Here is a 20504-nt window from a genome sequence, read left to right as displayed (position 1 = left end):
TGCTGTATTTGTGGTTTATTTTAATTTTTTTATCCAATCACTTGCTGGTTCTGGCTTATGCAAATGATAGCCTTGCATAATTACTTCAGGGTACTCTTGGAATAAATCAAAGTGGGACTGATTCTCTACTCCTTCGGCAACAACTTTCAACTGAAATAGCTTTCCTAAGCTAACAATCATATCAATAATTAATTTATCGTTGTTATCAGTCGGCGCATCAAACACAAATGAGCGGTCTATCTTCAATTCTTGAATAGGCAATTGTTTGAGGTAGGTAAGGCTTGAATAACCCGTACCAAAGTCATCAATGGATACACGAACACCTAAGTTTTTTAGGTATTGTACCGCCTCAATGGCGGACTCTATGTGATTGAGTAAGGTGCCTTCAATAATTTCGATAGTTAACTGGTTTGGTTTTATTTCGTAAAACTCTATTTTAGTTTTTAATAATGATAGGAAACGTGCTTCATGAAAGTGTCTACCACTAATATTTACCGATAAGCTCAGTGTTGAATGACGATCATCTAACTGTTGAATAAGCGACAAAGAATTTGTAAGTACCCATGAGTCTAGTTCATAAATAATGTCTGACTCTTCAGCAATAGGAATAAACTCAGCGGGGCTAATAAAGCCTTTCTCAGGATGCATCCACCGTAAGAGCACTTCGCCACCTTTTAACTTTTGCTGACTATCAAATTGAGACTGAACATAAAGTGTTAATTCATTTTGCGATATTGCTTTTCGTAAGTCTTGTTCAATTTCAAAGCGGCGCTTTGCCTGTTCACCAAAAGAGTTATCAAAGAAAGTGACTCTATTACCGCCTTTTTCTTTTGCTTTATAACAAGCAGCTTCGCAGTTTCTGATCGTTTCAATCGCATTTTCCCACTGATCTTCTCTAGGGAAAATATAGGTGCCGATGCTAATTGTAATACTTATTTGTTGATCATCAATTATGAAAGGCTCGTTAATAACTCTTAATAACTCTTGTGCCTTATGTTCTGCAATTTCTTGTGATCTTAGTCGACCAACGCCTTTGTCAACACTACTCAAAGCGGCAAATTCATCGCTGCCTAAGCGTGCAATAACGTCTTTTTTATCAAGTTTATTATGGATACGATTGGCAAGTTCTTTAAGAACTTTGTCGCCTGCTAACAAACCAAGGCCATCATTAATTGAGTGAAAGCTGTCTATGTCTATTATATAAATATAAGCATAGTTATTGTCTAAAGAACATCGCTGTAATTGTTGTTCTAGCTGCTTTAGAAAACCGTTTCGGTTAGGTAAAGCGGTTAGTTCGTCATGCCAAGTAAGGTAGTCAATGCGTTCTTGAGTTACTTTCAAACTCGAAATATCACTAAATACACCAATGAAATGAACATTTGAGTCTTGTTCACCTTTTACCATACTTAGTGTCAGTAATTCAGGATATAGCTCACCATTTTTACGACGCGTAACGAGCTCTCCGCTCCAATAGCCGGCTTTGTTTGCGTGGAGCCAAACATTATTAAAACTAATGCCAGGTTGATTATTTTGTTTTAGCTTATGTAACTTAATATCTAGCGCTTCGGCTTCAGTAAAGCCTGTGATACGGCAAAATGAAGGGTTAACGGCAATTATTTTTCCATCGGAATCAGTAATAACAACACCATCGGCAGTACTCACCAACGCCTGATAGAAAAGTTTTTGTTTAGATGATAATTGCTTAAGCTCCTCTTCTCTTTCACTTAATTCTTGTGCTAGAGATTCTATTTCAAGGAGCTTATCGTGCAGGTCAAAGTTCTTCTCTATAAGTCGGTCTAACATACCTTGCGATGTTATGTGAGTACGAATTCTGGCTCTTACTAAAGCAAGTTTATAAGGCTTGTGGATATAATCAATAGCACCTAATTCAAACCCATGTTCTTCTGAGTCTTCAGTGGTCAGTGCTGTCACAAAAATAATGGGGATTCCTTTGGTATTTTGGCGTGATTTTAATATTTCACATACTTCATAGCCATCCATACCCGGCATCATTATATCAAGCAGAATTAAATCAGGGCGTGTTGATTCTATAAAAGTTAGGGCTTGTTCGCCGCTAATGGATACTCTTACGTCATAGTCAGCAAGTAACCCTTCAACTAATACATGAAGATTATTTGGCTCATCATCAACAATTAACACTAAGGGTTTGTGTTTTTTATCTTGAGCTTCACTAATATTTTTAGCCGGATACATCGAATGCACATTCAATCCTTTTGAGTCTTTAATATCTAATCTAGCTTAGTTTTTTACGCTTGGCTAATTTAAATTGTCATCACGAAATTGGCTTATCAACTCTAATACTAATTGATAGTCAAATTGATTTATTGCCGACTTAAGTCCGAGTAAAGGATGGGGAGATTTCAAAGTGAAGCCATTTAAGCTTCTTACTAAGCTGCTAGGAATTGGCTTTGAGTTAATTGTTAATTCATAAATTTTATCAATAAGGGTTGTAAGTTCGCTTGCATTTTCATTGCCCTCTAAATTGACATCTTCGCTAAGGCGTTGAGTTGTTAGATACTGTTTAATTGCATGCAAAGTAATTACAAATTGCTCACTAAACAGTGAAAATGAAACAACTTCTTTATTGCGTATTTGAGATTCAATTTTTTTAGCTAGCTGCTCTAAAACTTCTAATCCTAAAGTGCCCGCTAAACCCTTTATTGCATGAACATGGCGGGCAAGTTCAATATTATTATTAGTTTCTTGTAGCTTTTGAAACTTTACAATAAAGTTTTCATAGTCTATCGCGAACTGTGTAATCAATTTATTTAGCAAACGTTCATTATTATCTAAGTTATCAAGTGCTAGAGGGATATTAATGAGTAAACCACTTTGGGGCGTTGATAAATTCTTTTCAAGGCTTTGAAATAGCATATCAAAAATGAGGGGCTTGGTTAAAAAGTCATTCATACCTGCATCAATAGCTGCCTTTTTATCCTCAGGAAGTACTGCCGCGGTTAATGCAACTATTGGTAGCGTTTCACCATTTTCTCTAATTTTACTGGTGGCTAAAATACCATCCATTACTGGCATTTGAATATCCATAAAAATAATGTCGAATATATTGTTTTTAACACACTCAACGGCTTCCAGCCCGTTCATTGCCGTTACAATGTCTAGATCTAATTTTTTTAACATTGCAGAGGTGATTTCTATATTCAGAGGGTTATCGTCAACAATGAGTGCTTTTATACCAGTAAATTTAATCAAGTTATCAGGCTTTGGGGTGATGCTTGCTTTGCTTTCAGATGCAAGTAATTTTAAGATATCCGACTGTTTGTAACTGTTATTTATAATATGTACATTTTTTTGTGTTGGCTGGGTGTGAGGCTGATCGGTATCCGTAATTATTATGATGATTTTTAAATTGTTTTTAGATAGCTGACTGCTTTCAGTGAGTTTTTGAAGAATAATACTGTTTTTGGCTTCTTCTTGCGTCAATGACAAAATGACAATATCAAAAGGAGAGCTTGGTTGAGATATTTTAGCGAGAGCGCGTAGCGGCTCTTCTGTTGTTTCGGGTGTTATTCCAACACTGCTGAGTAAAGACACAAGTTGGGCAGCTTGTTCTTTTTGTGGCGTAATGAGTAAGGCTCGTTTTTTTTGTCTGTGTTGTGGTGAAAGTTTAAATGGTAAGGTGAAATAAAACTCACTGCCTTTATCTTTTTCGCTTCGAATTTGAATTTTTCCACCGAGTACTTTTGTAAATTGTTGGCTAATAGTTAACCCAAGCCCCGTGCCACCGTATTTGCGAGTAATAGAAGCATCACCTTGATAAAAAGAGTTAAATACTTTCTCGACCTGTTCAGGTTCAATTCCTACGCCTGTATCTTTAATACAAAACCTTAAATCAATTATGTTTTTTTGTTGGGATATTGTTTCTACAATTAACTGAATTTTCCCATGTTCAGTGAATTTTATTGCGTTTCCGACGCAATTATTGATGATTTGGTTCAGATGAAATGGATCCCCTATCAGCTCTAAATGTGGGTCAGCATGTAGATTAAATTCAAGTGCTAAGCCTTTTTGATTCGCGGTATCTTTAAATAAATTGCCCGTGTTTTTTACAATAGAGTCGAGAGTAAATGGTATTTCTTCTATTTTTATTTTTTTGATTCAAGTTTAGAAAAATCTAAAATATTATTCAGGATATGCAGTAAATTATGTGCACTTGAATATGCTTTGTCTGCGTAATGTTGCTGTTTAGTAGGTAAAGTACTGTCTCTTAAAAGCTGTAGCATACCTAATACGCCATTCATTGGTGTTCGCAGCTCGTGACTCATATTTGCCACAAAGTCACTTTTTGTTTTGTTAGCACTTTCGGCTTGTGCTATCGCAACTGTAAGCTCTTTGTTCATAGTCTCCATTTGGATATTTAACGCCTGCGTTTCAATCAGTAACTCTTTGGTTTGCTGATTTTTTTGATACAACATATTTGCTGCTTTTATTACTGCGGATATCTCGCTTTGATTATGATGGTTTTTATTGAGCGTAACTTGTTTTTCATTACTCATATCGTTTAGTAAAGTGGTTAACTGAGTAATTGGTTTAATGACCGATCTAAAAATAAAGTAGCCGACTGATATAACAATAATCGTAATTAATAAAGCGAATAAATTCGCTTGTTCTGTGTAGCTTATTAGGTGGGAGCTGAGCTGTTTTTCAGTTTCATTAAATTTCAGTTTTTCAGTTTTTTTGACTTGATTAGCTAAATAGAGTAATTCGTTTTCAATACCAGTAAGCACAACATTAATCGAAAAAGTGTAGCTACGTGTCAGCAGCATTAATTGGCTGTAAGCTTTCTTTAAGTTTGTAATCGTGTTCATGGAGACACTGCTTATGCTAGGTGCTTTCGCTAATTTTGAGTGTAAATGCTCAAGGTTTTTATTAACATTTTGTGCTTCGTCAAAATTAGGTTTATACAGGTAACTTACTACCGCGTGCTCTAGGTTACTTATAGTAAGCAATATATCGCTAAAAATAGCTTTGCTTTTAGGGAAGCTTGCGTTTCTAATTTCGTTATCTGTATTTTTAGATCTGTAATAGGTTGTTTAAATTGCGTTATGTAAAGTTGCTCTCGTTTAGTTCGATTCATCACAATTTGATTGAACGTGTCTTGATAGTTACTTAGGTAGTCACCAAGTCTGTTTAGTGCACTTTGATACTCTAAAGAATGCTCTACAGAATTGCTTTTTAAGAGATTGAGGTTTTTATTTGCTTCATTTAAATAAAGGTCGAATTTTTCGATTGTATTTTGATTTGCTTTATCAACATAAGCAATCGCCTGACTTTGCAGTGAAATAACATCGTTTTCTAAACGCGTTACACTTTCATTTTGCATCAGTGCATTGTGTTGTGCTTTTTGTAAGTTTAATAATGATTTTTGTGAATAATTAAATAAATAGCTTTGCAGTACTAATAAGCTCATAAGTAAGCACAAAGCTAAAATTATTTTTGATTTTATCGAACGAATTTTCATTAGCGACTAATTAACTCATGCCATTTTTGCAAACTGTAATCGTAGGTTGGCATAACACTGTTCCATACTGCAACATTACTGAAACGTTTGAGATAACTACCTCCATTTCGTTCCTCTCCTGCTTTTATCGTTATATCACCGTTGGTATTTCGTAAGTCTATTTCAGTTGCTTTACCATCGTACCAGTAGTCCCATTCAGAAGAACTCAGTAGTGGCTTTGAGCGTTCAGGGTTGCTAATGTAATAACCTTGACGAGCTATAAAAGCCCCCGGCCAACCTGATAACCACCAATTCATATAATCGTAAGCAGCATCTTTAACGCTATTTTGTGTTTGTGACGATAAGCACATCACACCGTGCCAGCCTCTGTAACCCTCTTTTGGAGCGGCAAAGCGCACATTAACACCTTGGCTATTAAGCGCGGCTACTGCTGGTGAGAACATGCTCTCTATATGCGCACGTTTGCTCTTCATAAACTCGATTGATTCTGGCACAGAGTTCCAGTACCCACTAAAGTGACCTTGGCGTTTAAAATCAAGTAATATACTAAAGAGTCGATCCATTTCTGAACGCGTTATTGAACCGATATTATTAAATTTTATGAGGCCTTTGCTTTGTGCAGCTAAGGCCAAATCGAATAATCCGATAGTAGGGGCATTTACAATGGCTACTTTTCCTCGGTTCGTATCATCTAATAGCCAACTCCAGCTTTCTGTTTCGTAAGCTATACCTGGTTTGATGAAATCAGTGTTGTAACCAAAAGAGTCGACATTGTGCACATAAGGCAAAAAGCTTATGTGATCGCTTTCGTGCTCGCTTAATGTACCATCGGGTTGGACATTTAATAATTTATACGGAGCATCGCCTGCACCAATATTTGCATTTTCGGTGAGCTTTCCTGTTTTAGTAAGGTTGTTAATTTCATTAAAGTAAGTGAGTCGTTTTTTTCTATTGGCTGTATAGAGCCTGCATTCCACAGCACATTTATGCTATTTGACCATTGTTCGTATAGATCAAAGGAGCTTGGGGCCATTGACGCTCTTTGTAAAACGGCTGCACTGCCTGCGGGTGTAAATTCGATATTAATACCCAAGTCGCTCATCGCTTGTTTTCGAATAGCATCTTGTAATGTGACATGTGTACCAAGGACTCTTAAAGTGACTTTTTTCGGGCAAAAACATAAGGAGCTTGCGTAATCGCGCCAGCAGTCAAACCAATAACAGCAAGTTTTTTCAACGTTGAGCGCTTAGGGGTGTCCATGATAAGCCTAAAGCATTAATACATATGACATTATATATAGCTAATAAGTTGTAAAGACTCAAGTTGAAAGTTATAAAAATTAGTTAGAAAAGAAAGTAATTAACACTACGAAAAAATAGTTTTTGTTTTTTGATGAGGAGTTAGGAAAGTGGTGGAGCTAAGCAGGATCGAACTGCTGACCTCCTGCGTGCAAGGCAGGCGCTCTCCCAGCTGAGCTATAGCCCCACATTCCTAAATTACGATTTACGTAATTACTTGGCTGCTGAGTTCCAAGCGGGACGAACTTTAAATTTTTTTATAAATTTGGTCAAGTATTTTTTCGCTAATTTTTACTGTTTATGACAAATTTTGATAGACTCGGCTTAATTACAAACTAAAACGACAAAAAGCATGAAAAAAAGTGTTCTAGTGATGATGGTTTTACTCGCAGGTTGTGCGTCAAGTGACGGGCCTCCTTTTGAAATAAACAACAAACAGTTTCATGAAAAAAAGATGCGCAAGGTAATAAAATTTTTGCTTATGTTGTTTCAGTAAAAGCTAAGCATCGTGAAAACTTTAATCTTGACCGTGGTCCTAATAACAGACCAAGTCGTGGTGAGGTTAAGCAATATATTGAGCAAGAGCATTTTGAAGAGTCGAGTGTTTTAAAGTTGCAGCTAGAAGACCAAGCTGTTGAGTTATTAAATCAAGAGCTAAAAGAGCGTCAGTATTGCGATAACGAACACGAAGTCAATGACGTTATATGGCGAGATTTGAGTGTGCAATTAAGAGGACGTTGTTTGTAATATGTTGGCTGATAAAACTAAGTTAGCAGAGCTTTTAGCGCACCTAGATATTAATTACGATGTAATAGAGCATCCGCCGCTACATACTAGCTTAGCGGCTGATGAGTTTATGATTGAGCGCCCAGGTACACGTCTTAAAAATTTATTTTTACGTGACAATGAGGGTAAGCGACATTTTTTAGTTATTACAGCGCACGATAAACAACTCGACTTAAAGGTATTGTCAAAGCAGCAAGGTCTTTCACGCTTAGGGTTTGCATCAAGTGAGCGGCTAGCTAAATATTTAAAAGTGGCTCCTGGGTGTGTATCTATGTTGGCTCTTTTAAATGATAAGCAAAACGAAGTGAGCTTATGGGTTGACCAAGATATTTGGGGTGGCGATTTGTTCCATTGTCATCCATTTGAAAATACCCAAACATGGTTGCTTAGCAAGGCTGACTTAGAAACTTTTTTTAATTACACAAAGCATCAACCGCGAGTTGTATTTTTACCCTCAAAATAAGCCCACACAATTAACGATAAACCGCATAAGCAAACCGCAAGCAGCGTAAACATAAACGCTGTTTGCCCATAATGTTGGTATACCACACCGGGTAATAACGACCCTAATGCACCACCACTGTAATAAAATGATACATACCCGCCATTGGTTACGCTTGGTGGGGCTTTACTTATTTTGTTAACGAGCGGCGCTGCAGTTGAATGGATTACAAACATTGCCCCACAAAACAAAGTAAATGCGATTAAAAATAAGCTAAGTTGGTGGCTCATTAATAAAATAATACTCACACTATAAAAACTAAATACAGCGACTAAAAGATGCCAAGATGAAGGTGTTTTTTTAAGCAGCCAAGGTGCAGTAATAGAGGCGAGTGCACCAATTAAATAACCACTGTAAACTAAACCTATGTCACGAGTATTCGTAAGTAAAAACGTGTTTTGTAATATAAACGGTAAGTAATTAAGTAGTGCAGCGAAACAAAAAAACATACAAAAAACGGCGCCATACACTTTAAGTACAGCACCTTCTTTAAGTTGTTTAAGGTAATCTAGAGGGAGAGCTGCGACGGTGTAGCTGGGTTTGAAAAGCGAGAATGCTTAATTGTTAAAGCCAAAAAATAAGCATAAAAGCAATAACATAATAAAAACTTTGCCAATGCCACAAATCGCTAAACAAAGCGGCGAGTACGCGGCCAAAGTAACCTCCAACTATACTGCTACCAATATACAGGGTCATATTTTTTTGAAGGGCATCTGCGCTGTAGCTCATGCCTATATAGCTAGTCATTGCTGTTAAAGCTGCTGGAAGCGTTAAACCTTGTAGAAATCTAACCAAGAGCAAAAGTTCAAAGCTCGGTACATAAATGAAAAGCAGGCTACTAAGTCCTAAAAATACCATTGCAATACGCAATACGAGTAATGGGTTGCGTTTTGCTAAAAGTACACCATAAACAAGTGGTGCAATGGCCAAGGGCAGCATAGTTGCGGTCATTAAGCTGCCAGCTACCGCAGGGGCTACATTAAACTCATTCGCAAAAAGACTGAGTAAGGGCTGTGGCGCATAAAGTACAAAAAATATAAATACCGAGCAAACGAGTAGATGAGGTAAACGCATTATATGCCTTGTACATTTGCTGATTGGTTAGGTGGCATTGTATTAAAAATTGCTTTTAATGCATAATTAAAAGCACGCTCTTTGCGCTATATCATGGTTTGTTTTAACTAGTTTGTTAGATTAATGTCGATAGCGCTGTTATTTAGAGTCGTTGGTGATTAAAATAACCTTAATATTAGTTTTTAGTGGAACAAAGCCATGGGTTCATTACAAGACCAATTGCTTCAAGCAGGATTAACAACATCGCATAATGCTAAAGTTGCTAAATCAGAAAAACGTAAGCAACAAAAAAGCAAAAGAAAGGGGCTACTAGTAACCCAAGTGATCTGCAAAAGCACATCCAACAAACCAAGCTAGAGCAACAAAAAAAGGCTGAAGAGCTTAACCAAACACGCCAAGTTAGCTTAAAGCAGCGCGAACAAGAAGCGCGTGTTAAACAAATTTTAGAGCACCACAACCAAGACGCTATTCGTGGTGAGCGCACATTTAATTTTACTTATCAAAACAAAGTAAAAAATATCGATGTGAACGAGAAAACGCAAAAAGCGTTATCGGGTGGTCGTTTAGCTATCTGTGTACTAGAAGGGCAATTTTACGTTTTAGACGACGAACCAGCACGCAAAGTGGCTGAAGTTGACGAAAAGTATATTGTTTTTCATGTGGAGCCAGAAAACAAACCAAAAGATGAAGATGACCCATACGCAGACTTTGAAGTACCAGATGATATAGTGTGGTAATAGTCTATTAAGGGTAAGCTCATTTTTATTTGCTAAAGTATATAAAAGTGGGATAGAAACGAGTTAGCGTTTTTTGGTTAAGTTGATCGTCTAGCGTCGTTTCGTACGTATGCTTTTTATTTGATTGTTTACTACAATCAATAGAACAGTTTTTCTAACCGTCAAAAAAGAAGAGTAAATACAATGAGCAAGATGAAAACACTACTATTAGGCGCGGGTATTACTTTAGCCGCAAGCTTCTCGTTTAATGTAGCTGCTGCCGATGGCGCTGCACTTTATACCGCTAAAAATTGTCAAACTTGTCACGGCGCTGAAGGTAAAGCACCAATTATGGGTATGTACCCTAAACTAAACGGTCAAAACAAAGACTATTTAGTAGCGCAAATGAAAGACATTAAATCAGGTGCACGTAACAACGGTATGACCATGGCCATGAAAGCAATGGTTGCAACGGTAACTGATGAAGAGTTTGAAGCAATTGCAGATTACCTAGCTAACGTAAAATAATTTACGCAGCTATACCATTTGAATGCAATTGGTATTTTAGCTTTACAAACAGCCACACAATAGTGTGGCTGTTTTGTTTGGTGTTTGCTATAAAATAGAGACTGCTTTAGACTTCTAAACATCTGTTCGTACAGATTGATAATGTACGTTTTAAAAGGCTTATTATGTTTGATTTACCCCAACTCGATTTAAAAAATAAAGTATCAGCACAAGAGTGGCAACTTCGTGTTGATTTAGCCGCATGTTATAGACTGGTAGAGCACTTTCGTTGGGGGATTTAATCTATACGCATTTATCAGCACGTTTGCCTGGCACCGACCACTACTTAGTGAATGCCTTTGGTTTAACCTTTGATGAAGTAACTGCCTCTAATTTAGTGAAGGTCGACTTAGACGGCAACATTATTGACGATACGCCATTTAGTATTAATCCAGCTGGTTTTACTATTCACAGTGCGATTCACGAGGTACGCGAAGACGCTCATTGTGTTATTCACCTTCATACTAAAGAAACAATCGCAGTCGCTACACAAAAAAATGGTTTGTTACCGCTTAGCCAATATTCAATGTTTTCACTGCCATCGCTTTCTTATCATGGCTACGAAGGGCTTGCAGTAAACGACGATGAACGAAAAGTACTGCAAGATGATTTGGGCAGCACTAACCATATGTTATTGGTAAACCACGGTGGCTTAACAGTAGGCCCAACGGTAGGCGATGCGTTTATGCGCTTTTATGATTTACAGAGAGCGTGTGAAATACAACTAGCGCTACAATCAAGCTCGCAAGAGGTTATAGAAGTGCCGCAACCTATAATCGACAATATTTATAATCAAGCAAACGTAGTACACAGTGGCAGCACGGGCGGGCAACTTGCGTGGCCTGCAATGTTGCGTAAAGCGTACCGACTTGACTCTAGTTTTGCAAAATAACCCATAGCGGTTAATAAGGAATTTTAATGAAAGTAAATCGCGTTGAAGTATTTGATATTCACTGTCCTGATAGGCCTTCTTGGACACCTGTATTTGTACGTATTCATACTGACGAAGGTATTAGTGGTGTTGGCGAGGCAGGCCTTGCTTACGATTTAGGCCACAGTGCAGCCGCTGCTATGATTAAAGAAATGGCCGACGCCTTTTTAATCGGCCACGACCCTTTTCAAACAGAAAAACTATGGTCACGTATGTTACGTGAGAGCTTTTGGGGTTTAGGCGGCGGACCAGTTGTATATGCTGCAATGAGCGCAATTGATACCGCACTTTGGGATATAAAAGGTAAAGCGCTTGGTTTACCTGTATATCAATTATTAGGCGGTAAAGTTAACGACAAACTACGTACATACGCATCGCAATTACAGTTTGACTGGGATAGCGAATTTAAAGCGCTAGTACAGCCGCAAGAATATGCAGAAGCGGCTTTAAAAGCGATGGCCGAAGGCTATGATGCAGTTAAAGTAGATCCAATTCAGTACGATAAAGACGGCAATACTTATTACGATCGTACAAAAATAATCTCACGTACTGAAATGAAGTTATACCGTGCGCGCATGCAAGCTATTCGCGAAGCAGTAGGCGATGAAGTGGATATTATTTTTGAATGCCACAGTTTACCAGGCGTGACAACAGCCATTCAGTTGGGTGAAATTGCAGAAGAATTTGACTGTATGTACTTTGAAGAGCCAGTTAACTACCTAAACCACTCATTACACGCAAAAGTAGCAGATAAAGTTAATGTGCCTATTGCTGGTGGCGAACGTCTGTATAACCGCTGGGGAGTGCGCCCATATTTAGAAGATCAAAGTATTGATGTTCTACAGCCAGATATTGGTTTGTGCGGTGGTTTTACCGAAACTAAGAAAGTATGTGACTACGCTGATATTTTTGATGTGCGAATTCAAGCTCACGTATGTGGCGGCCCTGTTGCAACCGCAGCGTCACTGCATTTAGAAACGGCTATCCCTAACTTTTTAATTCATGAGCACCATACTTATGCGATTAAAAAATGGAACCGCGAGTTATGTTTGCAAGATCCACAGCCTAAAAACGGCTTCTTTGAAGTATCAGAAGAGCCAGGGTTGGGTATTGAGCTAAATGACGAGATTGTTATGCGCTCTCAGCGAGTTGAAATTAAGTAGCCAATGCGTTGAGATTGATAATATTACACTTTAAAAAATAAACTATTAAAAATAAGTTAGACCGACTATTTCAGCCGGTCTAATTTATTACTAAAAATGTCACTAGTGCTTTTTATTGTATGATCTGCTGCTCACTCTACATTGTCTTCTAAATTTGAAGACTCTATTTTTTTCCTTTATAAATAGTAAACGTTTTTCCGCCAAAGCGGACTTTTCCGCGTTTACGTTCTATCAATGCACTGGGTATTATTTCATTATTAAGTATTTCAACAAATTGCTTTCGTGCGCGATGGATTTGAATATTAACGTGACTTTCACTAATACCTAAATCTTTTGCTAGTTTTTTTACTTGCACCCAACCCTGTACATCAGCCTCAAAATTATTTTGCATGTCATTTAATTTATATCGTGCTAATAGCAAGGTTAAATAATGATGAGAACGCACATCAAAGTCTAATGTAACTTTATTTTTTTGATTTTTAGTTCGGCTAATTCTTCATCGAGGCTTAGGCTAAAAATGAACTCTAAATTATTATTAGGCTGTCTTTTGAGTTCAACTGTTTTTTCTTGCATGGTGGATTCAGCCTGAAATAAGCACCAACCTTGTCCGCCGATATATAAATTTTGACCATCACTCATTAGGGTCAGAAGGTGATCTTGCATAGTTTCATAATACCAACAGTGCTGCTGTGAGTCGAAAAAGACAATCACTTCAGGTTGCTTATTGTCAGGTAAAAAATGGTATTGCTCTAGAAAAATGACGTCTTCATGCGAGGCATTTTCTGGTAACAATAAGTCTCTTGGTGGGTCGACGCAAATAACTTGATACACAGCATTATTTACTTCAGAAAAACGGATATTATCGCCTTTTTTTAAAGGTATATTTTGATTTTTACTGATTTTTTTATCGTTTAACCAAACGCCATTTTTGCTTAAATCATTTATACACCATTGCTCATTTAGCCATTCAATTACGGCATGAATACGTGTGATTTCAGGAAAATCAAGCAAAGTATCTACAGAGTGTACTAATCTACCAAAGCGGTGGAAAGCACGTAAATAGAATTTACTCTGGGATTCTATATGTTTTAAAACAGCCATGGTTCATCCGTTTTTTCTTATTGATATAATTTATTATACTTAAATAATATCAATAGATTGTAATTATTTAATCTTTGAAGTTACACTAACCATTAAAATGTAAATATTATTGAGTTGCAGTGTGTTTAAATTAGAAGAGCATTACCATAAGCTAAACGTTTTAGCACAAGGAGGTATGAGCAAAGTCTACCTTGCTACTGATTTAAAGTTAGATCGCCAAGTTGCGCTCAAAGTAATCGATTTATCATCTTCAGTTACAGATCAAATACTATTAGAGGCTAAATTATTAGCTTGTTTTAATCATCCAAACATAGTCCAGATTTATAAGACCATCCAGTATGGTGAGCAATTGGTTCTTGAAATGGAATATGTTAAAGGTACAACACTTGAACGTTTGTTAAAAAAACAAGTATTAACTGCACAAGAAAAGCTAGCATTATTAATTGATATAAGTGAAGGGTTGTTAACCATTCACCAGCAAAATATTTTGCACCTTGATTTGAAGCCAAGCAACGTTTTGGTCAATGAAAGTGGTTCAGCTAAAATCGCTGATTTTGGTATTTCACAGATAAAAGATACTTTGCAATCGGAAGAAAACATGAGCTTTGGCAGTTTAACAGCAATGTCTCCAGAGCAGCTAAATGATCAACCGTTAGACTTTAGAAGTGATTTGTTTTCATTTGGATTAATTGCTTATCAATTATTCGCTAATCAACATCCATATAGTGCACAGTCTTCTGACCTTACTAATAAGTCTATAGCAGAGCAAATAAAAAATAATAAATGCAGCGCTAATGCATGCGCTATTACGGGTATCCCAGAACCATTGGGACTACTTATAAACCGTCTTCTTTCTTATAATGTAAAACACCGACCGTCATCTTGCGTAGAAGTTACTGATGAATTAAAACGTATTTTATTGTCGCTAAATGGTAATAGTGAAACTATTTCTATGGCAGACATTCATTTAGCTAGCAAACACAAACAAAGGAATAAGTGGGTCATTTTTGCATTATTGTCATGTATTACCATCAGTTTACTCAGTGTGAGCATTTGGTATTGGCAAGCAAATAAACCCAAAACTTACGTTGCAGTGTTACCTGTCGAATTTAGTAAAACAACCAAACTCTTAGATGCTCAAAAGCAAGTGCTTAACTTGGCAATTAATGATGCTATAGCGCATTACTTATTAAATCACTCTGATTATGCATTAATCTCAAAAACTGAAATACGACAAACTCAAAAATTATTAGGCAAAGACACAAATTTAGCCTCTTTAGGCCAGGCACTTAATTCGGATCAATTACTTGTTACGCACTTAGATTGCACTCCACTTTCTTGTGATATCAACTTAAGCCTACTGAATGGGGGAAATGCGACGCTAATTCGTGAAGAAAGAAGTGCAAGTGATACTGAAAATTACATGGGAATTTATAATTTAGCGAGTAGTTTTGTTGAAAAATTATACACAGGTAATGCTGCGAGTAGGCAAACACTAAAAAAAGAGAGTGAGTTTTTAGATCAATATGTGAATTTAGTACGTGTAGTGTCAAATAATTCGCGTGATGCGGAATCTTTAATGGCAGATGCTGAGAATTTGATTTTACACAGTCCCGAGTTTACACCTTTATATCCACTGTATCGTAAAATCGTACTTCGTCAGTATGATAAAACACATGATCCCGAAATTATAAAAAAATTAAAACAAACCTTAAATACTTTACCTCGTACTTATCGTAATAGTGCTGCTTACTTAATTGATATGTTAGAAGTTCATCAGCATGTTAAAGATAAGTATAATGCGGAAATTGTGATACAAAAAATTCAGGAGTCAGATCTTGAAGAGTTTCAAAAACAAACATTACTAGCAATTTACTATAAAAGAAATGGTGATTTAGCGCGTTCCTTAACGCATGCAAAGCTCGCTTATAAAATAAGGCCAACACTTGTTGCAACACGGAATCTAGCTATTGCCCACCTTATGCAAGGCAATAATCAAAAAGCAGCAGAGTATTTATCAAAAATACTTACCTACACACCTAATGATTTTATTACGCTACAAACGCTCGCAGATATTTCATTGTTATCAGGTGACCTAGCGGAAGCTGAAATTAACTACCAGCGATTAATTTCAGCAGGGACTGCTATTTCATCAACATATTCAAATTACTCTATTGTGTTGTCTTTAAAAGGGGAGTTAAAAGATGCATTACACCATGCCCAAAAGGCAGCAGAACTCTCCTCTATAAATAGTACGCAACAGCTCAATCTAGCTGATATTTTATATATGTTAGATAAAAAGGAACTGGCTTTTGATATTTATAAAAAGATAGATCGACAGATAGCAGACGATACACAAATTGTTGAGTTATTATTAGAAAAAGCGCAAGCACAGGTTCATTTGAATAAAGGGCAAGAAGCGATGATCAGTATCGATCGTGCTTTAGCTCAAAGTTCTGAATTAAGCGAAGTATACTTTGTGAAAGCTATGATTCAGGCCATTTTAGGAGAGAAGTACTCAGCGGTTGCATCTGTAGAGCAAAGTATTAAAAAGGGATGGAGCCCCACTTTTTATCGACTTGGTTGGTTCAAGCCGTTATGTACAGAGAGTAAGTTTCAAAAACTCTTAGGCAAAGAGAATTATGATTCTCTCTGTACATAAAATTCCTAGTGTGGTTCCATGTCTTGAAGAATCACTCGCGGATCTTGAGAGAAATAGCGCATTGTTGGTTCTTGATTAGCTGTGTTTTTAGCGACAAGACGGAAGTTTACTTCATAGTCTGCGCTCTCACTTAGCATACCTGAAACAGCTTCGTCTGGATTGTCAGCAAGTTCTGTTGCTAGCTGAGCAGGCAATGCGTGGGCAGGAATGATACTTGAGATAGACACTATAAGTGATTGACCGCTATTGGCCACTATACTTGTTAATTGATAATTAAAATTATCTTTAGCATCAGAGAAGTAGGTGCCATTTTCAGCGAATTCCCATCCTAGACAATCAACCAATTCATAATATAAATTGACGGCTTGGCCTGCCTTTAATGCTTTATAATCAATACAAATATTTTCACTATCTCCGCCCGTAGGGCTAAAAATGTTCCATTGTCCATTTTCTGTAGGAATAACTCGAAAGCTAAGATTATTCATTTTAATATCCTGTTTTAGGGTTAATAAATGTCATTATAGTTGTTTTACAGGTTAAATAACCTGCGCTTAGATAAAACATATACTCCAGTGAGCATAGCGTTTTTTATATATAAATTGCCATTGAGTAAACTAATTATTTACTCGGCAATTAACATCATTGATAACTTTGGTTGCCTTACTATCAAGGTGGCGTACAAAACATTGCTCGTCTTTAATCATTAACTCAAATTGATCGGGCATGTTGAGTTGCTTGCCCATAATCGGGTTATCCAAAGTATCTTTTTGATTAAGTTTATCGAGCGTTACCGTACTACTTGTTAAAAATACGTCATCAGCTAATTGTATCTGCTGACTATGAAGTAGTAGAGCTATAACCTCGGCTACAGCCTTACTATTTGGCTCTACCAATAATGCATGTTGCAGCTTAGGTGTCGACTCAGAGCTTTGTGCTGAGCACCCAGTAAGCGTACACATTATGATAGCTGTGATTATTAGTAAACGCATTTGCATAGCCTACCTTATGTTATCGCTGAGAATAATATTTTGATTAAGCATTGTTTGCACTCGGGTATCTTCTACCTTTGGTGAATCATCTACAATTGATGGAGCAAAACCCTGCTTGCTACTGGTAGAGCTTGGCGCAGGACAGCTCTCTGTTGTGCGATAGCTAAGTGCCGTTTTGAGTAGTGCTTCATTAGCATCACCTAAGGAAGTAGTAAAATCATCTGCAACGGCACAGCCTGCTATTAATACAGGCTGGAGTGCGTTATCTAATGTATTTTGTGGTGCAAAACCATCTGAAAATTCACCAAAGCCTTTATTGTTCTCGCCGGTAAATTGAATGGTGAAATAAGTTGTATCGCAATTATCTGTTGGGTAAAAGCCATATGGTTTTCCACAAGTACCTGAACCCACTTGAATCACCTCTACATCTGCGCCGCGTAGACCATTAATAATGGCTTCACTGGCAGAGCAAGTGCTGCTGGTTGTAAGCACAAATACACGATTTAAGTTAAGTGTTGGCAAAGGTGTACCCGGTGTAATACTTGGGTTGCTCTCAAATCCCACAAATTGATTGGTAAAAGACATTGGGGTAAGTGCTTGCCCTGTTATTGGGTTGGTATTTGGGTTTTTATCGTTAAAAATAGTACGTTCAAAAACCTTACCTTGTGTATTACTATTACCTGCGATCATATAAGCAATTTGGCTTGCCATTTGTAAAAACCCACCACCGTTATAGCGTATATCGATGACTAAGTCTTTAATGTCGCTTGCAGCAAGTTGGTTAAATGCGTTGTATAGTTGCTCTTCAGCAATTGCATTATGGCTATTAAATTGAAAATATCCAACCTCTCCATTCGCTAAGTCAGTCCGTACATTACTTACCGGTTGCGAGGTTATATTTTGCGACGTGAGGGTAACAGTACGGTTTTCGTTGGTGTTGATATCTTTAAATACAAACTCAGTTACTTTACCTGTTTGCGTAGGGAATAAACCTGCATTAATAACACTAACATCATTTGATGAGTTGGTATTTACAAAATCAATACCATCTACTTCAACTAACTCAAATCCACGTGTTAGGTTTTGGTTACTTGCCGGAGTATTGGGCTGCGTATAACTTATTATGGCTTGGCGAGGTGCGCTAGACGCTAGAATTTTTATATTGAAACCGTAGCCATAACTTACGCCTGCTTGATTTTGGCGTTCCCACTCATCGGTAGGTAAATTAAAATGAAAGTTATCCTTTTTTGCACCCGATTCGGTGAGTTCATTGGTTTTTAGTTGTTCAAAGTAATCAAGGACTCCACTCGTAAGAGCTGGGTCAGTGTCGATAATTTCATCATACCAAAGGTATGTTTCGTTACTCCATGAACGTAGCCAGTTCTTCTCATCACTTGCTTGGCACTGGCCTTTAAATTGACTAGCACGAGCAAATTCATTGGCGGTCCAAGTTGTTGTATTTGAGCCAATAGGAGTGACACTATTACTGTCATTTAAAATTCCGCCACCGCCACCGCCACATGCGCTTAAGATGCTAATAAGTGTTAAAGGCAGAATGGTTTTTGCAATATTTAACTTCGTAGGAATGAACATGTGAAGGCTCGCTTTTTATACTAATACGTAAATATAGCGGTTTTTATTTATACTAGATAGAGATGTTTGGCATTTTTGTAGCTTAAATGGTGCCAGATGTGATCACTGTTACACAACCCCAAATGAGCATGCCATAAATTGTTATAGCTGGAGTTAATTTGGCAAACGGGGAAATTACTGGCAAACATAATCCGTTGCTCACCAAAATGCTGAAAAATAATATCAAAACACGTAATTTGCTGTTGGTTATTTAGCGACAGAAGCTCAAACCCTGAAAACTTAATTGCAACGTTACAATTTTTGGCTAATAGTTCAATACCTTGTTGCCAAAGTACTATATTGCTTGGTAATCCAGCATGATTAATTACAATCTGTAGATGTGGGAGTTGCTTCGCGTAATACGCTAATTTTTTTACTATTGGTATATTTTCAAGCTCAAGCTGCGCTTCAAAATGCAGATTCAAGTGGCTTAATATTTTAAGATTATCTAAGCAAAAACTGTTTAATAAGCGTGCTGCATCATTGCCTTCGGTAATATCTCGGATCCCGGCTAACGTTGGGTGTATAAGGTTTTTTAGCGTACGTTCAAATGACTCACTGTCTTGATCAATTTGTATAAAGCTAATCGCTTTATAGGCAATATTACTTAAGTGTTTATCAAGCCATTTTAACTCATTAATAGGTGCGCTGTTATCAAATCCAGCTTCTATATGCACTAAGCCAGAAAGTTCGAAATCAGTGCTTTCAATAAGTTGTTCTGCGCTAATTTGCTGTTTTATTTTATCTAAATTTGTCCATGTTGGCGGATTGGCGCCCTGCAACCATAAATACTGACCCTCAATTAAATTAAAGAAATGGACATGCGGGTCAATTATTTTTGTACTCATTGGGCAGTATAGCCACCGTCAATACTTTGTAGGCTGCCAGTAATAAAGCTGGCATCGTCGCTTGCTAAAAAGCTCACAAGAGCGGCAACTTCGTCGGCTTGCCCCAATCGGTTAAGCGGTTGAAGGCTTGCTTCTTCGGCAACTATCTCGGCCTTGTTTGCACCACTTTTTTTACAGTACGCATCTATTGCGTTATGAAATAGCGGGGTCTCTATTGTGCCAGGGCATACGGCATTTGCTCTAATATTGAAACTCGCGTAATCAAGCGCTGTTGTTTTTGCCATAGAGGCAAGGGCGTGTTTGGTCAGGTTATACGCAAAAGAGTTTTGCTTACCTATAAGTGCCTGATCGGAAGCGACTAATATAATAACGCCGTTATTTTGCGCTTTCATGCTAGGCAATACACTTTGTACTGCCGCATAAGCGCCTTTAACATTAAGCGCAAACAGCGCATCGAGAGTTTGCTCGTCGGTGCTTTGTATATTTGCGCTTAAATGCTTTCCTGCATTAGAAACAAGTACGTCTATTCGTTGCGATTGCTCGTATATAATTTTAATACAGCTACGTACGCCTGTTACATCACTGACATCGCACTGATGGAATATACCGTATTCACTAGGCTCTATATCGAGGTTATGAACTTGGTAACCACTGTTTAGCAAGCGTTTAATTACTGCTAAACCAATGCCTTTTGTTCCGCCAGTAACAATAGCAACTTTAGCCATATTTGATCCT

Annotated in this window: 15 protein-coding genes, 1 tRNA gene and 6 pseudogenes; 7 read left to right on the top strand and 15 right to left on the bottom strand. The window is 37.4% G+C overall.

Translation table 11 applies throughout. The annotated features are described in order from the left end of the window. Window positions 1–15: 15 nt before the first annotated feature. The 7 genes and pseudogenes from P4S65_RS02725 to P4S65_RS02695 form a co-directional block, all read right to left on the bottom strand. Window positions 16–2214 (bottom strand): two-component system response regulator, encoded by a 2199-nt coding sequence (locus P4S65_RS02725; protein WP_033030464.1) that lies wholly within the window; start codon window positions 2212–2214, stop codon window positions 16–18. A gap of 63 nt (window positions 2215–2277) precedes the next feature. Next, window positions 2278–3573 carry a response regulator gene (locus tag P4S65_RS02720; protein WP_337119531.1) on the bottom strand — a complete coding sequence of 432 codons (1296 nt, stop codon included), beginning with the start codon at window positions 3571–3573 and terminating at the stop codon, window positions 2278–2280. 132 nt (window positions 3574–3705) lie between these two features. Continuing rightward, window positions 3706–3942: pseudogene (locus P4S65_RS02715) on the bottom strand (ATP-binding protein); the annotation flags it as partial. A gap of 182 nt (window positions 3943–4124) precedes the next feature. Beyond that, window positions 4125–4847 carry a histidine kinase dimerization/phospho-acceptor domain-containing protein gene (locus tag P4S65_RS02710; RefSeq protein ID WP_337119530.1) on the bottom strand — a complete coding sequence of 241 codons (723 nt, stop codon included), beginning with the start codon at window positions 4845–4847 and terminating at the stop codon, window positions 4125–4127. A 128-nt stretch (window positions 4848–4975) separates the two neighbouring features. Further along, window positions 4976–5449 (bottom strand): hypothetical protein, encoded by a 474-nt coding sequence (locus P4S65_RS02705; RefSeq protein WP_337119529.1) that lies wholly within the window; start codon window positions 5447–5449, stop codon window positions 4976–4978. 50 nt (window positions 5450–5499) lie between these two features. After that, window positions 5500–6760 (bottom strand): annotated as a pseudogene (locus P4S65_RS02700) (ABC transporter substrate-binding protein). Between the two features lie 149 nt (window positions 6761–6909). Further along, window positions 6910–6985 (bottom strand) — tRNA-Ala (locus P4S65_RS02695). Window positions 6986–7150: 165 nt separating this feature from the next. Here P4S65_RS02695 and P4S65_RS02690 point away from each other — a divergent pair. Together P4S65_RS02690 and P4S65_RS02685 are read left to right on the top strand one after the other, a co-directional pair. Further along, window positions 7151–7545, top strand: a pseudogene (locus tag P4S65_RS02690) (hypothetical protein). Window position 7546: 1 nt separating this feature from the next. Next, window positions 7547–8047 carry a prolyl-tRNA synthetase associated domain-containing protein gene (locus tag P4S65_RS02685; protein ID WP_008138855.1) on the top strand — a complete coding sequence of 167 codons (501 nt, stop codon included), beginning with the start codon at window positions 7547–7549 and terminating at the stop codon, window positions 8045–8047. Here P4S65_RS02685 and P4S65_RS02680 read toward each other — a convergent pair. Continuing rightward, window positions 8014–9160, bottom strand: a pseudogene (locus P4S65_RS02680) (MFS transporter). The gene P4S65_RS02685 and the pseudogene P4S65_RS02680 sit on opposite strands and share 34 nt — an antisense overlap. A 198-nt stretch (window positions 9161–9358) precedes the next feature. Here P4S65_RS02680 and P4S65_RS02675 point away from each other — a divergent pair. From P4S65_RS02675 to P4S65_RS02660, 4 genes and pseudogenes are all read left to right on the top strand, one after another. Continuing rightward, a pseudogene (locus P4S65_RS02675) lies at window positions 9359–9897 on the top strand (DUF2058 domain-containing protein). Between the two features lie 183 nt (window positions 9898–10080). After that, window positions 10081–10404, top strand: coding sequence for a c-type cytochrome (locus P4S65_RS02670; RefSeq protein WP_096793870.1), 324 nt, complete (start codon window positions 10081–10083; stop codon window positions 10402–10404). 164 nt (window positions 10405–10568) lie between these two features. Further along, window positions 10569–11335, top strand: a pseudogene (locus tag P4S65_RS02665) (class II aldolase/adducin family protein). Window positions 11336–11361: 26 nt separating this feature from the next. Then, window positions 11362–12537: a mandelate racemase/muconate lactonizing enzyme family protein gene (locus tag P4S65_RS02660; RefSeq protein ID WP_007375956.1), complete on the top strand. Its 1176-nt coding sequence runs from the start codon at window positions 11362–11364 to the stop codon at window positions 12535–12537. A gap of 163 nt (window positions 12538–12700) precedes the next feature. Here P4S65_RS02660 and P4S65_RS02655 read toward each other — a convergent pair whose 3' ends face one another. Next, the gene (locus P4S65_RS02655; RefSeq protein ID WP_337119528.1) at window positions 12701–12928 is read right to left on the bottom strand and encodes a hypothetical protein; all 228 of its coding nucleotides are present in this window, start codon (window positions 12926–12928) and stop codon (window positions 12701–12703) included. A 62-nt stretch (window positions 12929–12990) separates the two neighbouring features. Continuing rightward, window positions 12991–13638 (bottom strand): FHA domain-containing protein, encoded by a 648-nt coding sequence (locus P4S65_RS02650; RefSeq protein WP_337119527.1) that lies wholly within the window; start codon window positions 13636–13638, stop codon window positions 12991–12993. A 121-nt stretch (window positions 13639–13759) separates the two neighbouring features. On the opposite strand from P4S65_RS02650, the gene P4S65_RS02645 reads away from it, so the two are divergent. After that, window positions 13760–16300, top strand: coding sequence for a protein kinase domain-containing protein (locus P4S65_RS02645; RefSeq protein ID WP_337119526.1), 2541 nt, complete (start codon window positions 13760–13762; stop codon window positions 16298–16300). Between the two features lie 5 nt (window positions 16301–16305). Here the strand turns inward: P4S65_RS02645 and P4S65_RS02640 are convergent, their stop codons facing one another. The 5 genes from P4S65_RS02640 to P4S65_RS02620 form a co-directional block, all read right to left on the bottom strand. Beyond that, a complete protein-coding gene (locus P4S65_RS02640) occupies window positions 16306–16785 on the bottom strand; it encodes a hypothetical protein (RefSeq protein ID WP_096793866.1) in 480 nt (159 codons plus the stop codon). Window positions 16786–16914: 129 nt separating this feature from the next. Beyond that, window positions 16915–17295 carry a hypothetical protein gene (locus tag P4S65_RS02635; protein ID WP_337119525.1) on the bottom strand — a complete coding sequence of 127 codons (381 nt, stop codon included), beginning with the start codon at window positions 17293–17295 and terminating at the stop codon, window positions 16915–16917. A 3-nt stretch (window positions 17296–17298) separates the two neighbouring features. Further along, entirely contained in the window at window positions 17299–18882 is a 1584-nt protein-coding gene (locus P4S65_RS02630; RefSeq protein ID WP_337119524.1) for a S41 family peptidase, read from the bottom strand. Window positions 18883–18929: 47 nt separating this feature from the next. Beyond that, window positions 18930–19769 (bottom strand): amidohydrolase family protein, encoded by an 840-nt coding sequence (locus P4S65_RS02625; protein WP_337119523.1) that lies wholly within the window; start codon window positions 19767–19769, stop codon window positions 18930–18932. Next, a complete protein-coding gene (locus tag P4S65_RS02620) occupies window positions 19766–20494 on the bottom strand; it encodes an SDR family NAD(P)-dependent oxidoreductase (protein ID WP_337119522.1) in 729 nt (242 codons plus the stop codon). Before P4S65_RS02620 ends, P4S65_RS02625 begins: the two co-directional genes overlap by 4 nt. Window positions 20495–20504: the final 10 nt, after the last annotated feature.

It is taken from the genome of Pseudoalteromonas sp. B131b, from assembly GCF_037162545.1.
Lineage (GTDB): Bacteria > Pseudomonadota > Gammaproteobacteria > Enterobacterales > Alteromonadaceae > Pseudoalteromonas > Pseudoalteromonas fuliginea.
This window is presented reverse-complemented; position numbering and strand designations above follow the sequence as displayed.

What these genes read in the sequence shown, in the direction of transcription:
- P4S65_RS02725 (WP_033030464.1), bottom strand. Translation starts at nt 2,214, where the DNA reads ATGTATCCGGCTAAAAATATTAGTGAAGCTCAAGATAAAAAACACAAA.
- P4S65_RS02710 (WP_337119530.1), bottom strand. Translation starts at nt 4,847, where the DNA reads ATGAACACGATTACAAACTTAAAGAAAGCTTACAGCCAATTAATGCTG.
- P4S65_RS02705 (WP_337119529.1), bottom strand. Translation starts at nt 5,449, where the DNA reads ATGAGCTTATTAGTACTGCAAAGCTATTTATTTAATTATTCACAAAAA.
- P4S65_RS02685 (WP_008138855.1), top strand. Translation starts at nt 7,547, where the DNA reads ATGTTGGCTGATAAAACTAAGTTAGCAGAGCTTTTAGCGCACCTAGAT.
- P4S65_RS02670 (WP_096793870.1), top strand. Translation starts at nt 10,081, where the DNA reads ATGAGCAAGATGAAAACACTACTATTAGGCGCGGGTATTACTTTAGCC.
- P4S65_RS02660 (WP_007375956.1), top strand. Translation starts at nt 11,362, where the DNA reads ATGAAAGTAAATCGCGTTGAAGTATTTGATATTCACTGTCCTGATAGG.
- P4S65_RS02655 (WP_337119528.1), bottom strand. Translation starts at nt 12,928, where the DNA reads ATGCAAAATAATTTTGAGGCTGATGTACAGGGTTGGGTGCAAGTAAAA.
- P4S65_RS02650 (WP_337119527.1), bottom strand. Translation starts at nt 13,638, where the DNA reads ATGGCTGTTTTAAAACATATAGAATCCCAGAGTAAATTCTATTTACGT.
- P4S65_RS02640 (WP_096793866.1), bottom strand. Translation starts at nt 16,785, where the DNA reads ATGAATAATCTTAGCTTTCGAGTTATTCCTACAGAAAATGGACAATGG.
- P4S65_RS02635 (WP_337119525.1), bottom strand. Translation starts at nt 17,295, where the DNA reads ATGCAAATGCGTTTACTAATAATCACAGCTATCATAATGTGTACGCTT.
- P4S65_RS02630 (WP_337119524.1), bottom strand. Translation starts at nt 18,882, where the DNA reads ATGTTCATTCCTACGAAGTTAAATATTGCAAAAACCATTCTGCCTTTA.
- P4S65_RS02625 (WP_337119523.1), bottom strand. Translation starts at nt 19,769, where the DNA reads ATGAGTACAAAAATAATTGACCCGCATGTCCATTTCTTTAATTTAATT.
- P4S65_RS02620 (WP_337119522.1), bottom strand. Translation starts at nt 20,494, where the DNA reads ATGGCTAAAGTTGCTATTGTTACTGGCGGAACAAAAGGCATTGGTTTA.